We start from the raw sequence: 15,993 nt of genomic DNA on the forward strand, positions 1-15,993 counted from the left end.
CCCGTTGCAAAGATCACGTTGCTCATCATCACAACCATGCCTATGCGGCTTTTGTCCACAGCATGCCATCGCACCATACGTGGTCAACTCGTCCCCATTCACAAGCTCCTGCAGCATCCGGAAAGAACCCACGTCCATTGAGATTGGCACTCGTATTGCAAAGCAGCGGGATGCCGGTAAGTTCTTCGTAGACCACGAGGAGTTCGGCGATCTTGTGTTCAGAGGTTCTGGAAACAGTCTGCAATCGCGCAGATCCATCAAGATGTACAACAGCTGGTACTCTATCGAGCCATTCCGCTCGCGTCTGATGATCGAACAGCATGTAAGGATCCGGGGTTCCGGGGAAGAAGATTTCTGGCGCACGATCTTCAATGCATATGGGCGCCACTGGCCGAAAGCATTCACGACGTTTGATCTGATTGAGATGATCCTTCATCCCCGCTGATGTGGCAGCCGCTAGGATGCTTCGTCCGCCTAATGCTCGCGGTCCGAGCTCAGCGCTGCCGGCGAGAAAGACGACGGGCTTGTTACTCGCAAGGATCTTAGCAAGCTCGCGCATATTGCACGGTGCGGCTTCCCATCCTGCTGGCGCCTCGTTCCGCAGAAGTCGCGGACCACCGTAGACCGACCATTCGAGTGGCACGAAGCCCTTCCGCTCTGCTAATGCGGCACAAGCCGCACCTATAGCCGCGCCGCTGTCATTCGGAAAGGGGGGCACCCAAACAGCATCGAACAGTCCGGCGGACCGCATTGCGCTATTCCACTTTATGTTAAGACCACAGCCGCCCGCTATGCACAGATTGTGTCGCCCTGGGAGCCGTGAATGACGTTGTACAGCAGCTGCCAATCGCTCAACCAGGAGATGCTCGAGAAAAGAGTGAAATGATGCGAGTATATCTTCATCTCGCTTGTGATCCAATCGCGAGGCGCTGGCTGCAAAGAAAGCGTGCATGGCAGGAAACCAATCCCCGCTCTCGATCTCCGTACGGTAGCCACGAGCACGCTGCGTGTCGCCGGCAAAGCATTCCTCGTAGAGCTCCCGAAAGACACTCACGATCGCATCATCGACACAACCCAGCGCGATATAGGCCATTAGCTTGCCAGCGACACCTAAATCCCAGGGTTTGCGGTCCAGATCTTTGTAAGGCCCAAAGTGATCGCCGGCCACAGCATAGGCATGACCAACAATTGGAAACAGACATTCAACGAATCGGGCGCCCTGACGTTCAACGTGGTAGAGACGTGGAAGGATGGAGCCGTCCCACACAAGACAGAAAGCCGATTGTCCGGACTGAGCAAACGGGCTTGTGCAGTACGCGGAAGCCACATGGCCCGAGACGTGTGAATAACTTTTATAGGGAAATGCTCTGCCTTCTAGAATCAAGCCAGAGCCGTTGTACGAAGTGAGAAGCCCTTCCGCATGGGGCTCTACGTACGGTCCCCATTTGAGAGTGACAGAGTCAGTACCACTGAGCACTTGGGATTGACCGTCCCCCCCGCCGTCGATCACAAACTGATCAACATCGCACGAATCCAGTCCGTGCTCGGCCAAGGCGGCGACGACATCGTCAAGGTTTTCGATGGCTTGATAGCGGAGATTGTTGTCCCGCTTCTCTTGCTCAACACAAAAAGCCAGTCTTCCGTTCTCGATGAGCGCGATCGCTCCATCATGCCTCAATTTGATGCCGCAGATGCGCATAGCTTCTCCATGTCTAACGTCGGACATCTAGTGTCCGCCGTATCACGATGCAGAAAGCGGGCCAACCAGCGGCAGTGCTTGACGTTTTAGATCCGGAATGTCGTTCCGCCAGCAGTTTAAGCTGCATACTCGGCGTGTGTTCGATCTGGTGCAACTGTATGCGCGCCATGTGCGCACCGGATCATTGGTACTCGGCGGTCGGCGCGTTCCCGTGTCACATTGAGCGGCGTGAAATGGTATTGAAAGCAAGCGCGCGAAAATGGCGTCGAGGCGTCAGCGGATTGTTGCAGGCGCGGCTTCATTGACGGTTCATATATTGTCCGCCGCCTAATTGTTCCGGTTGGGACACGATCCGATCGTTTGTGCATCGTGAAAGCTCCGCAAGGATTCGAATCCACGAACGAATTCCCTTTTGAAAAGTGTAGAGATCGTACTTTTCGTTTGGGCTGTGGTGACGATTATCAGCTCGCGCGAAACCGATGGGTAGGGACTGCAGCCCTAGCCGGCGCTTAACAGTGTTCACGATGGGGATCGACCCTCCGCTTCCTATCAGCACCGAATCGCAACCCCACTCCTGTTTCAGAGCGGCGCGCGCGCAGTCCAGATACGGGCTCCTTGGCTGGATAAAAGATGCGGGGTGGCCTGTGAGCCCGGCAAACTGCACTTTGCAGTCGCGCGGTGTTCGAGCGCGAATGTGATTGCGAAACGTCGATCGTATCCTTTCGGGATCTTGACCATCTACCAACCTGAAAGAGACCTTGGCGACGGCACTGGACGGAATGATCGTTTTCAGGCCAACTCCGCAATGCCCGCCTGCTATTCCATTGATTTCGCACGAAGGGCGAGTCCAGAGTTGCTCCATTACCGAGTAAGAAACGTCCCCAGCCGACTGAGAGAGGCCAACAGCTCCAAGGAATTGCTCGGTGTCGAAATTCAGCTTCAGCAACTCGTCTCTGACAGTGCTGTCCAACTCCGATATGTTGTCGTAGAAGCCCTCAATCGCGACTTCTCCGTTCCTGCCTCTCAGGCTGGCGATGAGTTCAGCGAGAACCTGGATTGGATTGCGTACAGCATTCCCATAAGCACCCGAATGCAGGTCCCGGTCGGCGCACGTTACTCGGACCTCCTCTTCTAATAGGCCGCGAAACATAACGGTGATCGCGGGTACCGCGTCGTTCCACAATGAGGTGTCGCAAAGCAACATGACATCAGCAAGCAATTCATGTTCGAATTCGTCCAAGAATGCCTCCATGCTTGGACTGCCGCTTTCTTCCTCTCCCTCGAACAACATAGATACGCCAACTGGCAGACTTCCTGTTGTCGCGTTCCAGGCACGGCACGCCTCAATGAAAGTCAAGAGCTGGCCTTTGTCGTCAGATGCGCCTCGGGCAACAATGTGGGTCTCCCCGTTAGGCTGGACCCTAAGCGTCGGCTCGAAGGGTTGAGACTCCCATTCCTGCAGAGGCTCTACGGGTTGGACATCGTAATGGCCATAGAATAGAACGTGTGGACCGGTGGCTTGCTTGCTGTGTCCGACCACTACAGGGTTTCCAATCGTAGCTCTGACGGATGCATCGAAGCCAATGTCAGATAGCTCATGGGCGAGCCAGGAAGCGGCCTCGCGGCATTGCCGTGCATAATGCGGTTCGCACGAGATGGACGGAATTCGCAGCAGTTGGAAGAGCCGGTCAAGGCTAGCATTCAGGTTCGTGTCCGCATGCTGCAGGGCCCTTTCAATGGTTTGCTTGGGCATGTGATGGCTATCTTCACAGGATATTTTCGAAGACATGCCTCTTTGTCCTTTCTTCGGAAGCCGTTGTTTGAATGGTCTGGCTCGCCTCCGACAGTAATTTCTCCAGCAAATAAGCAATGTGCGCTCTATTAGCTCCTCGGTGGACGATCTTTACATTTTCTATGGCTGTCAGGGCAATGTCCGAATTCGTCTCAATGGCGCCGATCCCCTTTGTCGCTCTGCACACACACATAACGTCCGCCGGCGTGTCTCATTCGTGACACAGGCAATGTGTCGACAACTATAAATATCGCAATCTTCATCAGGTCTCTGAAGACCACTTTTCCTGTCGAGTTGGCATACCCTTTGCTGTTCGCACGGCTCATTACCTAATGTTGCAACCGGCGCCATACGTTGTCACAACAGAGGAGCGCGAATTGTTTTGGCTACCACGCGAGCATGTCCTCTTGAATGAGTGGTTGCGGAACGGAAGTGCTGTTGCAGTCAAAGAAGCGCGAAAGGCAGGGTCGTCATACTATGAACTTTGTATCGAGGCTCGATATGCCGTTTGCAGGACCGCTTGGGCAACGGAGGCCCCTTGGGGTAGTGGGCGGAATGGGAAGCTTCGCAACTGCCAAATTCTTGGAATCTCTCGCGCGAAAACGCCGAGCGGAGAAAGATCAGGATCACATTCCGTATGTTGCTTTATCGCTTCCCGATATCACTGATCGATCACAAGCAATCTCAGAGGGGAGTGACGCGCCATTGCAGCAGATATTGGAGCGGGCTCATTGGTTAGAGCAAGCGGGATGTGGAGCGATAGCCATCCCCTGCAACACCGCGCACTTCTGGGTTGGTGAGATCAAGCAGGCGCTGTCGGTGGCTTTGATTGACGTAACCGAGATCACAGCCAAGGTGATTTGCGGCAGGAGGGATGCCGCAGCTCGCGAACTTCGTTTGATCCTGCTGGGAACGAATGCGACTATGCAGCACTCTCTATACCCGCAAACGAATGAGAAGTGTTTCGGCGAGAAATTCGCATGTTGTCGTGCAGAGTTTCAACGAGAAGCCGTTCAGATCATCGCGGATGTCAAGTCTGGAAATGCCGTGGAAGCACGACCAAAGCTGAAGCAGCTTGTTGATCAGATCAGACCCTTCGCGCCTGACGCAATTATTCTTGGTTGCAGTGAATTGTCGGCCATTTCCGACGGTCTGGTAGACGACGATGACATCGTTGATCCAATCAGCATTCTTGCTGACTCCTGTATTGCCTGGTGGGAAAAGGAAAACGAGCTCGTAAACCAGGCGCGCGACGGGGGAGAATGATGAGCCGGGTCATACTCGCGAACACTGGCTCCGCTGCAATGACGCCCTCGGCTCATACGCTATCAGATGAATTCCTGAGAGCAAATGCAGCCTCGGCCAAGAGGCTGCTCTGGCTTGCTAGGGACGACGATATGCTTATTACCCCAACTCCGGTCACGAAGGAGTTCTTGAACTACGTCAATTCCCTAAAAGGTGGAGGTAACATCAAATTGCTGTCGACCTCATCGACATCCACCAAGCGTCCCCTGCCAATCTCGGAACAGGACATCGCGCCCGGTAGCGCCTTTTCTAGATCGCTACGTCTGATGACTATGGGTGCTCAATTTTCATGTCTGGAGCCGTATATCGCTGACGAGGTATCAATTTCCATCGCGAGAGCTTTGGGGAATCTTCCTGTAAGGTTTTCAGATGAGAACGTTGGAGCAAGCCCGGTCGCAACGCGACTTCTTAACGACAAGGAGAAATTCCGCCAGTTTGCCTCCGATCTTGGCGTGCCGATCGCTAATGGCAGCAATTGTGCAAGCATGCAACAATTGGTCGAAGCCGTATGTGCAGTCCTGTCAGAGTCTGAGAGTGCCATTCTGAAGATGGCGCGTCATGCAGGTGGTGACGGCAATATCGTCATTTCGAAAAGCGCGGCGGGATCGTCGCAAGGCGCGACGCGGGCCGTGGCGACACCAAAAATTGATGCGGCTACCTTGCGCGAGGCCGTTCATGAACTTGGGCTGTCTCCGACAGTAGAAGAGCCCGTGATTGTCGAGGTATATAGTGAAAATGAGTCTTCGATGGGCGTCCATTTTGATGTCAGGAGAGACAGGGTTGAGCTTGTAGGTGTAGCTTCGATCCTCTTCAATCCAGGATACGGCGGGGCATATTGGAGTAGCGCTCTGCTCGATCATTTGCCCAACGATGTTCTCTCGTGGTGCAAAAGTCTTGGCAACTACGCCCAACAAATCGGGTATTTCGGACCACTTAGTGTCGACATCGTTAGAGCCAAAGAGGTTGGGTTCTTTGCATGTGAGGTAAACGGGCGCCACGGAGGCTTCTCTTCAATCAGGGCCGTATCAAGCGCGCTAGGATTGGAATGCGCTATCAAAAATGGAGCGCGTGTTGCTCTTTCCCGAAATTGCGTCTCCATTGCGCTTCGATTTCCCGACCTCATTGATCTGCTGCGGCGAAAGCAGCTTCACTATAGGCCTGCCGATAGACGGGGCGCAATTGTGATGGTGGAGGGCCATCAAGATGCCGGACCCTACGACTTTGTAATTTTCGGAAGAGATCTGGAAGAGCTTCAAGGTATCGAGCGTGAACTCGCTCAACTGTCGCATGCGAAAAACTGACGACGACGGCAGCATCACTGTGGGCAGGGGCGGTCATGGATAATCGATGCGAAAGCTTTGACGAAGAAGTGGGAGAGCTGCTGTACTTGGAGGAGCAACGCCAATTAAGCCAGCTGAGCTTAGTCGCTTCTGAAAACTATTCCTCTCCCAGAGTCAGGGAGTTCGAAGGCAGCATATTTGCCGACAAGAATGCGGAGGGGTATCCGGGAAGCCGTTGTGTGTCAGGCTGCGAGTATGCTGACAAACTAGAGCGGCTGGCAATCGAGAGAGCAAAATCCGCGTTCGCATGCGAACACGCGAATGTGCAAGCGATGAGCGCTACCATCGCAAATTTCGCAGTAATGAACGGCCTTTTTCAGCCTCAAGACAGGCTGATGGCGATGCGGCTTCAAGATGGCGGCCATTTGAGTCACGGTGCTTCATTCCATGCGAGCGGTCAAAACTTTCGGTGGTGCTTCTATGGAGTGTCAAAGAGCGACGAGCAACTGAACTATGATGCGGTGCGTTCGATCGCGCTCGAGAATCGACCCGTAGCAATCATCTGTGGCGGTTCTTCATATCCACGCTTGTTTGATTATGGGAAGATGCATGAGATCGCACGTGAGATTGACGCGCTTCTTTGGGTGGATCTAGCGCATACCGCGGGTCTCGTTGCTGGCCGCGCCGTTCCGTCTCCCTTCCCTCACGCCGACATTGTAACAACTTCGACACATAAGACACTCCGAGGCCCGCGGGGCGGCGGACTTATTTTGTGCAAAAAGCGTTTAGGCAAGGCGATCGACCGTGCCATATTTCCCGGACTGCAAGGGGCGCCTAAAATGGACCTGATTGCGGCAAGAGCCGCATTGTTAGCTGAGGTGCAAACGTCCTCTTTTCAGAGGTATGCCGGAAAGGTGTTGAGAAACGCCAAGGCGTTGGAGGCTGGCTTGCTTGAGACGGGCGCTACACTCGTTTCCGGAGGTACTTCGTCGCACTTATTGCTTCTCAGTCTGATGAGTTGGGATATGAGCGGTCGTCAACTTGAAGCGGCGTTATCGGCAGCCCAGGTCATCGCCAATAGGAATCCGATTCCCTTCGACAACCGTCCGCCATCAGAAGCAAGTGGACTGAGAATCGGTAGCGCCGCTCTCACGACGAGAGGCTTTGATGAAGCGCAGTTCGTTCGGCTCGGGAAGTTGATTGGAAATGTGATTACTTCGACCAATAAGCATAACGGTATTGCTAACTTGAGCGCTTTCGTTAAGGAAAACACAAAGGGGCTGCCTTTGTTCAATGAGAAGTGGTTGGCGTAGATAGACTCAATTCACGTTGAAGTGTCTATCTTGTCGGTGTCTTCCGCGACAGCGACTTTCAACCTGATCAGAGGTCAGTGTCATTTCCGTATCACTCTTTCTGCCAGACAGGCCGAAGACCCGACCAGGATAAGTCCGGTACCAAGCCACATCATAGGAGTTGGAGTGATGCCAAAGCAGACCAGATCGACCAGTAAACTTGCTGGCAGACGGACGAAGTCGAGTGGAGCGGCGCGCGCGAGGCGGACGAGAGCATAACCGCGCCCCAGCGCGATCTGTAACAGTGCGGCCAACCCCGCAATAAGCAACAGTAACGGCCAATCAGCGGGTGCCGGCCAAACCCACACAGGGATTGCAAAAGGCAGGCCGATCACAGAGCTCCAAAGCATAAAGTATAGGGCCATCTGTTCGGGAGCATCGACGCTGGCTATGCGCCGTATCATCATGACAGCGAGACTGTCGAGGGCTGCGCCAATCAAGCCAATGACAATCCATGTGTCTGCGCTGCTGATGGTCGGTTGAACTATGGCAAGCATGCCGAAGAGCCCGAGAATCAGTCCAAAGGCCGTCGCGATGTTCTGCCGCTCCTTCAGTACCAGCGCCGACAAGAGCAAGGACCAGATGGGTGACGTGTAGAGTATTGAGGCAGCTACCGTTAGGGGAAGCTTCGATGCACAAGCGACGAATGCCAGAAATCCCGTATAGCCAAATACAGATCTGAAAAAATGTTCTTTCGAAAAAAGGAGGCGGGAGTCGAAGCGGACGTGTTTAGGGAGAATAAGGAAGATGATTGGGATCGACAGGACGCTACGCAGAACAGTCACCTGCAAGGGGGAAATCGTCTGCGTTACAACCTTGATAGCCGAAGACATAGTAACGAAGATCAGGCTGGCGAAAGCAACATGGGCCATGCCGCTTAGTTCGGCATCGCGGTTCATCCGCGCTCTCCTTAGGGATCTGGAAGGTGAACACCTGATGGGTCTTATGGCAGGGCTCTCTGACCCAGGCAGGAATCTGTAGGTCGCGGTCGCTCATAGAGAGGGGGGCAGGACGAGATTGTCCGAAGACACTTCGTGCAGTCACCGATGGTCAATTTGTATGCGTCAAATGGCGGCCCGCGCCTTGAACCGGTCCGCGCGAGAAGCGGATGCTGGATTATATCAGCTAAGTGTGCCGTCCGGCACGACTGTGCATGATAGCGAGCAGCAACATGCGAGCGGTGCGTGCCAAGGATCGGGCCTGAGTCGGATTGGCAAAGATGCGCCAAGCGGATCTGTCGTTTCAGGGGGAGTGGTGCCGTGATCGTGCATGAAGGTCGGCGCACTGCAACTATTATCCCGTTTGAGCTCTGGCCTGGCATCTACCTTGCCAGATGCCCTCCATCTCGATCAACCACTAGGCATGCTAGTTGACGATGGCGCTGCGGCACAGTCCGTAACGGCGATGGATCAGGCTTGTGGACGCTCGAAGATCTTGCCGCCACGACTTGCCGAAGGAGAAATCCATTCTCTTTCTCCCGGCCAGAAGGAGCGGAGCCGAGGGATCCGTCTCCTCAAGTATCCTCAAGGGTTTCGTCCTCGCTATCCGTCTGAAGGATGGTTTGCGACAGGAGCTCGGCGGCTCTTTGAAGTGGAGGAATGAAGCGCTCAAGCTCTGCAAAGCTGACTCGGGCCGCGGGCACGGACACGCCGAGACAGGCGATCAGCTCTCGGTCCGGAGAAACGATAGGAACCGCACAGCCGACGACGCCCTTCACGTATTCCTCATTGGTCTTTGCCCACCCTCGATGGCGCGTCTCCTCGAGAAGCTTCAGGAGGGTCTCGCAATCCACGATGGTCTTATCAGTGTATTGCGTCAAAGCGAGTGAGCGGCATAGCTTTTCACGCGCTCTTTCGGGTAATCGGCTCATGTAGATCTTTCCGGTCGAGGTGCAGTGAAGCGGAGCTGCCTCGCCGGGATTGAATTGAAGCCCCTGTGGTTGGGACACGCGTACGCTGTCGACGTAAGTGACGAGATTGTCGCGCACGACACCGATCTCGCACTGTTCGCCGATCTCGCCGGCAACCGCGCGCAGCACCGCGTGCCGCCGCGCCGTGCGAAAAGCCGCGCCGATGACCTTGGCGGACAGCATAACCAACTGATTGCCTACCACGTAGCGCTTCGATCCAAGCGCTTTCTGAAGCAGGCCGCGTTCTTCCAGATTTCCGACAAGCCGATGCGCGGTTGGAACGGGTAACGAAAGGGCGTTCGCGATCTCTGCGACCGAGACGGCCTTTGTCTGATTAGCGACATGGCCAACTATGGCGAGCGCCCGGTCGAGGGGTCCTGCAGTGTTTTTCTGTTCCGCCATTGTGACCTCCATCTAAGATAATTATCAGATTTCGGAATTATTGCTACTGAAATATGAAAAAACGGCTTGGACCCTACGCGGGTTTGCTCATAACGTTGGCGTTGTCGGTCGTTGATCGGTTTTTGTGCATTGCACGAGCCCGGTTTGGATGACGACCAAGCCCGGGAATCGGCGGTGCGGGCGGCTATTTTGAAAGGGAGATTGGGAATGTCTCGTCATTACGACGTGGAAGCTGTGCGCAAGGAGTTTCCTGCAGCCGAAAGGATGGTCTACCTCGACTCCGGTTTTCAGGCGCCGCTCGCGCGTCCCGTAATGGCCGCCATCGAAACCTTTCTTCGTGAAGGCTTGGAGACCGCCGGACCGAAAGGTGTGTGGCTCGATCGGGTTGAGCAAACGCGTGCCAAAGTAGCCCGTTTCCTTGGGGTGTCGGCCGACGAAATTGCCTTTACGAAGAATACCTCGGAAAGCATGAACATCGCGGCGAACGCGTTGCCTCTGCGAGCCGGCGATAGCGTTTTGATGATCCATGGGGATCATCCAAACAACACCTATGCCTTTCTCAACTTGAAGAAGAAAGGGGTCGAGATCGACTTCCTTCCGATGACGGACGTCGTAAACGCCGACACGTTCCTTCCGCGCATCGACGAAAAGACCCGTGCGATCTCGCTGTCGCACGTCACCTTCCACGCCGGGCATCGCTTCGATATCAAGAGCATCGGCGCGCTTTGCGCGGACAAGAAGCTCTACTTCGTCGTCGACGTCATGCAAGCAATCGGAATCGTTCCAATCGATGCGAAGGCCACCCAGGCAACCTTCGTCGGCTCCGGGAGTCACAAGGGATTGCTCGTCCCCCAAGGTCTCGGGTTGCTTTATTGGAATAAGGCGTTGAAGGAACTGGAGCCTGCCTATCTTGCCGCTGCCAGTTTGGCGGAGATTCCTCACGACCTTATCGCTCGTCCCGACTGCCTGACGCCATCTCCCAGCGCGCGACGCTTCGAGCTGGGAAACTTCAATCTTCCCGCAGTTCACGCGCTCGGGGCTTCGCTTGACTTGATCGAGCAGATCGGCGTTGAGAACATTCAGAACCATTGCTTCGATCTGGGTGATCATCTCATCGCTCAACTGGACGAACTCGACGTTAGTCTCGTGGGTCCGCGTCAGCGGGAACATCGCTCGCCTCATATCTACGTCGTTGGTCTTCCCGCGGCAGAATGGCTCAGCTACTTCGAAGAGAACGGCGTGCGTGTTTCCCCCGAGCGCGACGGCATTCGCGTATCGTTCGGCATGTTCAACACCGCCGCCGATGTGGATCGTCTGGTGCATCTCATCCGCGGACGCCAGCTAAAAAAGTCATTCAGGGCCGCTTAGGATTTGGCATAGTTGGAGAAAACGCACGCGAAGCGGACGGCGGTCTTATCCCGTCCAAGGGTGAGTATTACGCCTTTCCGCTTACTGGCGTGCTGAAGGAGAAGGCCGCGTAATCAAGTGACGCGGTCGACTGGCACCGGCGCAACGCGCACGACGACCAGCCATGCGGAGCATGGTCGTTATGCGCACCTGCAATCGTGAGGCTCGCGATGTTCGGAGTTCTTCTTGAAAGGACCATGGATGGCCAGCGTTACATCGACTGGCTTCTTTCCGGTCTTGGTTGGACGTTGGCGCTTGCCTTCTTCGGCTGGTGGATTGCGTTCGCAATCGGAATCGCCGTCGGCATAGGGCGAACTGTACATAACCCCTTCTTCCGGGCTTTAGCACGATTGTACGTGGAGGTCTTTCGAAACATCCCCGTTCTCGTACAGATGTTTCTCTGGTACTTCGTCCTGCCCGAGCTTCTTCCAACTACCATGGGAGACTGGATAAAGCAGATACCGCCGCCTTGGGGATCTTTCTTTCCGGCCCTGTGGTGCCTCGGCCTCTACACCGCCGCGCGCATCGCAGAACAGGTTCGCGCTGGCATCGAAGCCTTGCCAAACGGGCAACACGAAGCGGCTGCCGCACTCGGCCTAAGCGGATATCTGATGTATCGTCATATCATCTTGCCGCAGGCACTTCGGCTCATTGTGCCAAGTCTGACAAGTGAGGTGATGGGCGTCTACAAAAATACGTCCGTTGCTCTAACCATCGGCTTGATGGAGCTGACCGCTCAGGCGCGCCAAATCAGCGATGCTACGTTCCAAACCTTCACGGCATTCGGCGCCGCCACTCTCATCTATCTTGCTTTGGCTCTGATCGCCTACCAGACGATGATGCTCATCGACAAAGCCGTGCGCATTCCCGGTACCGCACCGGGCAGGGAAGCCGTCGGATCAGATTTTGACGACATGAAGCTGGAGAGCCCCCTGCCTGGCAATATGGAGGTCGTGAAATGAACAGCCTCGATTTTTCGATTGTCGTGCAGGCGTGGCCCTATCTATGGTCAGGATTGTTGTTCTCGCTTTCCTTGACGGCGGCCGCCTTCCTGGTCGGGATGTTTCTTGGAACGCTCTTCGCCCTCGTGCAGCACTTTGAGCTCCGCATTCTGAGCCAGCTCGTGCGTAGCTATGTCGCCCTGATGCGATCGATTCCGCTCATTCTTGTCCTGTTTTGGTTCTTCTTCCTGGTACCCATCGTTCTGGGGTACCTCTCAGGCGGTGGCCGTCCGATTCCAGTCGGTGCCACCTATACGGCGTTCATCACGTTTGGCTTGTTCGAAGCCGCCTACTATTCGGAAATCATCCGCGTCGGGTTGCGTGCTGTGAACAAAGGACAATTCGAGGCTTGCCAGGCTCTCGCCCTGTCGACATTCGATACGTATCGTCATGTCGTCCTTCCGCAGGTGTTTCGGGTCGCCAGCCCGATCATACTGAGCCAGACTATTATTCTGTTTCAGGATACGTCCCTCGTTTACGTACTATCGCTCACTGATCTTCTTGGTGCGGCTTCGAAGCTGGCACAGCTCAATGGCCGCCTCGTCGAGATGTACCTCGCAGTGGCCGTTGTTTATCTCATCATAAGCTCCGCCGCGTCCCAATTTGTCGCCTGGCTCCGCAAGAACTCCGCAATTGCGGGCGCCCACCGATAGTCAATCGATTATCTGATGACCCGTTGTTCCTAGGGACTACAACCTGGAGATCAGTATGCAACAAGAGCGCACAGTTAGCCTGGGCGACCAGGCGTCGATGGTTGTCGTCGAGCACCTCGTCAAGCGGTTCGGCAGCTTCAATGCCCTGAGCGACATCAACCTCAACGTCGCCAAAGGAGAAAAGATCGTACTCTGCGGGCCATCGGGTTCGGGGAAGTCAACTCTCATCCGTTGCATCAATCATATCGAAAAGCCCGACGCCGGCCGTATAGTGGTCGATGGGATAGAGCTGACGGACCGAATTCGCGATATCAACAACGTTCGCTGTGAAGTCGGCATGGTCTTTCAGAGCTTCAACCTGTTTCCGCATCTCTCGGTGATCGAAAATTGCATGCTCGCTCCGATGAAGGTCAGGGGCCTTACTCAGGCTGAGGCGAATGACCGGGCGATGATGCTGCTGGGAAAAGTCCGGATCCACGATCAGGCCAAGAAATATCCCGCGCAATTGTCGGGCGGCCAGCAGCAACGTGTCGCTATAGCCCGTGCCTTGTGCATGCAGCCCAAGATCATGCTCTTCGACGAGCCGACTTCTGCCCTCGATCCGGAAATGGTCAAAGAGGTGCTCGAAACCATGGTTGAGCTCGCGCAGGACGGGATGACAATGGTCTGCGTCACGCACGAAATGGGTTTTGCGCGCGAAGTTGCGGATCGTGTGGTCTTCATGGATCGCGGTTCAATTGTGGAAGAGGGCGATCCGAGCACCTTCTTTCGCGCGCCGAACACGGAACGCGCGAAGGCCTTCCTCAATCAGATCATCCACTGAGGTCGCGGCCCGCACGGTCTTCCCCGAAAAGCCATGACAGAAATGAGAGTTTGATATGACTAGCGCATCGCCAACAGAGCGCATTGAAAGCGATTCCCTTGGGCCGGTGACGATCCCCCTCAAAGCTTACTATGGGCCGCAGACCGCGCGCGCGATCGAAAATTTCCCGATCTCTGGCATTCCGATCAACCACTTTCCCATATTCCTAAAGGCCTTGGCATTCGTGAAGATGGCCGCAGCCAGGGCAAATGCGAGCCTCGGAGATCTTGAGCAGAATAAGGCCGATGTAATCTGCGAGGTTTGCGGCGAAATAGCACGGGGAGTGCTGTGGAGAGAATTTCCGCTCGACGTCTTCCAGGGAGGAGCGGGAACGTCGACCAACATGAACATGAACGAGGTGATAGCAAACCGTGCCCTGGAAATCATGGGACTTCCGCGGGGACGATACGACGTCGTCCACCCCAACAATGACGTCAACCTGTCGCAGTCCACGAATGACATCTATCCGACCGCAATCCGGCTTGCGATATTGCTGTCCCACGGGCAGCTCCAGGCTGCACTTGAGCGCCTCGCGATTGCCTTTGAGGAGAAGGCAACTTGCTTCAGCGAAGTGATAAAGCTCGGCCGAACGCAATTGCAGGATGCCGTCCCAATGACTTTGGGGCAGGAATTCCAAGCCTTCGCGACGACCCTTCGCGAGGATGTCTCTCGACTCGGAGAGATCGCCTCATTCTTCCAGGAGATCAATCTTGGAGGCACAGCGATCGGTACCGGCATCAATAGCAATCCCGACTATCAGGCACTTGCCATTTCGGAACTTTGCGAGATATCGGGTCTCCCGCTCGTTGCGGCCGGCAACCTGATCGAAGCTTGTTGGGATACCGGAGCCTTCGTTTTGTTTTCCGGTATGCTCAAACGAACGGCGACTAAGCTGTCGAAGATCTGCAACGACCTAAGGCTACTTTCTAGTGGACCACGCGGAGGGCTAAACGAAATTAATCTGCCGCCGCTTCAGCCCGGCTCGTCCATCATGCCTGGCAAGGTCAATCCGGTGGTGCCGGAAGTCGTCAATCAGGTCGCATTCCAAATCATCGGCTACGATCTAACTATCACACTTGCTGCGGAAGCCGGGCAGCTCCAATTGAACGTCATGGAGCCTGTGATTGCGTACAATGTTCTCCATTCTCTCGAGCTGCTGATCAATGCGATCGAGGTGCTACGCACGAAGTGCGTCACCGGGATCACGCCAAACGAGCAAGTATGTCTTAGACACCTCGAGGCCAGCGCTGCGGTTGCGACAGCCCTCAGCCCAGCGATCGGTTATGAGCGTGCGGCCGAGCTGGCGAAGAAGGTGCTGATCTCGGGCAAGACAATCCGCGAAGTACTTGACGAGGAGCCGGGTCTTTCCCCGGATTTGATTGCCCAAACGACCGATCCGCGTCGACTTACCAGGCCGACGCGAGCGCGATTGGCATCATAGATCCCGAGCATGGATCAAAAGGAAGTACGAGTTAACGAATGCAGATCGTCGTCTTCCGAAGTCGGTCAAAAGAGCCGAGCCGCAGTCGGTTCGATCCATGGAATCGATCGAACTCGGATGTCCTCGCCAGATCATTCTGATCGGGAGCCGGAAGGAATGCTTAACGCCGCGCGTACCGGCGGCGTTTTCCGCCGAAACGTAGCCAAGATGAAAATTGGTGGCGGGCAATTCAAGGACCTCGGAGACGTACGAGGGGATTTTCGATACAGCCTGCCGCCTGACACGTGTCGTGGGCTGCCCGTCAAGCTCGGTGATCAGCGTGTCAGCTTCCACTTCTCCCTGACTTGGCCACCGCGCCGGCGGTGGCCGCTCTTTTCTTGAGCCGTGTAGACTTGGAGCTTGCGTAAGGAATTGACTTGCGAAAGCGGCTGTATCGCCAGCACACCTCGAGGTGAGACGTCGTGTGATCAGTCGGGTCCCGAAGCGCCGACGACACCAACGAAGGCATCGCCAGCTTCACCCCCGGTTCGACCAGGACTTGCGTCCCATTTGGCTCGGTCTCGACCATCCCAGCCTTGGTCGGCGCCGCGGTGCTCTAAACGTGCACCCTTTGTGCTGCGGGAAAGACGCTCGAAGTGAGTGCCGCCCGCGCGAAGGGGCCGACTGTGAACGATGAAAAGCACGGATTCCCAAAGTTTAGAAAATGCACATTGCATGGATTTCGTGTTTCCCGATTGAGCATGATCGCCGACGGGCGGAAGCATCTCACGAGTGGTGGTTAGGGCGGACCTGTCGAATTTGTGACGTCGCCCGTAATTAAATTATCATATTTCGGAATTAAAAAACTCGCAAACTGAAATTTATATGGTGCCAAACGGATCGTGAGGCCT

12 protein-coding genes are annotated in these 15,993 nt (G+C 55.2%); 8 read left to right on the plus strand and 4 right to left on the minus strand.

The window, feature by feature from the left end; genetic code table 11:
• Positions 1 to 40: 40 nt before the first annotated feature.
• Together nodU and ACE10X_RS09885 are read right to left on the minus strand one after the other, a co-directional pair.
• Positions 41 to 1,699, minus strand: coding sequence for a nodulation protein NodU (nodU, locus tag ACE10X_RS09880; protein ID WP_080583581.1), 1,659 nt, complete (start codon positions 1,697 to 1,699; stop codon positions 41 to 43).
• A gap of 298 nt (positions 1,700 to 1,997) precedes the next feature.
• Positions 1,998 to 3,452, minus strand: coding sequence for a M20/M25/M40 family metallo-hydrolase (locus tag ACE10X_RS09885; protein WP_035632939.1), 1,455 nt, complete (start codon positions 3,450 to 3,452; stop codon positions 1,998 to 2,000).
• A 477-nt stretch (positions 3,453 to 3,929) separates the two neighbouring features.
• Here ACE10X_RS09885 and ACE10X_RS09890 point away from each other — a divergent pair, with 477 nt between their 5' ends.
• The 3 genes from ACE10X_RS09890 to glyA all read left to right on the plus strand — a co-directional run bounded on the left by ACE10X_RS09890 (position 3,930) and on the right by glyA (position 7,389).
• Positions 3,930 to 4,757, plus strand: coding sequence for an aspartate/glutamate racemase family protein (locus tag ACE10X_RS09890; protein WP_157183416.1), 828 nt, complete (start codon positions 3,930 to 3,932; stop codon positions 4,755 to 4,757).
• A gap of 131 nt (positions 4,758 to 4,888) precedes the next feature.
• A complete protein-coding gene (locus ACE10X_RS09895) occupies positions 4,889 to 6,097 on the plus strand; it encodes a peptide ligase PGM1-related protein (protein ID WP_244436023.1) in 1,209 nt (402 codons plus the stop codon).
• A gap of 35 nt (positions 6,098 to 6,132) precedes the next feature.
• Positions 6,133 to 7,389, plus strand: a complete 1,257-nt coding sequence (glyA, locus tag ACE10X_RS09900; protein WP_018269983.1) for a serine hydroxymethyltransferase — start codon at positions 6,133 to 6,135, stop codon at positions 7,387 to 7,389.
• Between the two features lie 80 nt (positions 7,390 to 7,469).
• Here the strand turns inward: glyA and ACE10X_RS09905 are convergent, their stop codons facing one another.
• Together ACE10X_RS09905 and ACE10X_RS09910 are read right to left on the minus strand one after the other, a co-directional pair.
• Entirely contained in the window at positions 7,470 to 8,327 is an 858-nt protein-coding gene (locus ACE10X_RS09905) for a DMT family transporter (protein ID WP_018269984.1), read from the minus strand.
• A 614-nt stretch (positions 8,328 to 8,941) separates the two neighbouring features.
• Positions 8,942 to 9,739: an IclR family transcriptional regulator gene (locus tag ACE10X_RS09910; protein ID WP_026192335.1), complete on the minus strand. Its 798-nt coding sequence runs from the start codon at positions 9,737 to 9,739 to the stop codon at positions 8,942 to 8,944.
• Between the two features lie 207 nt (positions 9,740 to 9,946).
• Between ACE10X_RS09910 and ACE10X_RS09915 the strand changes: the two genes are divergently transcribed.
• From ACE10X_RS09915 to ACE10X_RS09935, 5 genes are all read left to right on the plus strand, one after another.
• Positions 9,947 to 11,107: an aminotransferase class V-fold PLP-dependent enzyme gene (locus ACE10X_RS09915; RefSeq protein WP_080583579.1), complete on the plus strand. Its 1,161-nt coding sequence runs from the start codon at positions 9,947 to 9,949 to the stop codon at positions 11,105 to 11,107.
• 209 nt (positions 11,108 to 11,316) lie between these two features.
• Positions 11,317 to 12,108, plus strand: coding sequence for an amino acid ABC transporter permease (locus tag ACE10X_RS09920; RefSeq protein WP_018269987.1), 792 nt, complete (start codon positions 11,317 to 11,319; stop codon positions 12,106 to 12,108).
• Positions 12,105 to 12,800 carry an amino acid ABC transporter permease gene (locus ACE10X_RS09925; RefSeq protein WP_018269988.1) on the plus strand — a complete coding sequence of 232 codons (696 nt, stop codon included), beginning with the start codon at positions 12,105 to 12,107 and terminating at the stop codon, positions 12,798 to 12,800. The genes ACE10X_RS09920 and ACE10X_RS09925 overlap by 4 nt, the downstream gene beginning before the upstream one ends.
• A 55-nt stretch (positions 12,801 to 12,855) precedes the next feature.
• Positions 12,856 to 13,623, plus strand: coding sequence for an amino acid ABC transporter ATP-binding protein (locus ACE10X_RS09930; protein ID WP_018269989.1), 768 nt, complete (start codon positions 12,856 to 12,858; stop codon positions 13,621 to 13,623).
• A gap of 55 nt (positions 13,624 to 13,678) precedes the next feature.
• Positions 13,679 to 15,103: an aspartate ammonia-lyase gene (locus tag ACE10X_RS09935; protein WP_026192337.1), complete on the plus strand. Its 1,425-nt coding sequence runs from the start codon at positions 13,679 to 13,681 to the stop codon at positions 15,101 to 15,103.
• The last annotated feature ends 890 nt before the right edge of the window (positions 15,104 to 15,993 follow it).

The organism is Bradyrhizobium sp. Pha-3 (assembly GCF_042258325.1).
GTDB classification, from domain to species: Bacteria; Pseudomonadota; Alphaproteobacteria; order Rhizobiales; family Xanthobacteraceae; genus Bradyrhizobium; species Bradyrhizobium elkanii.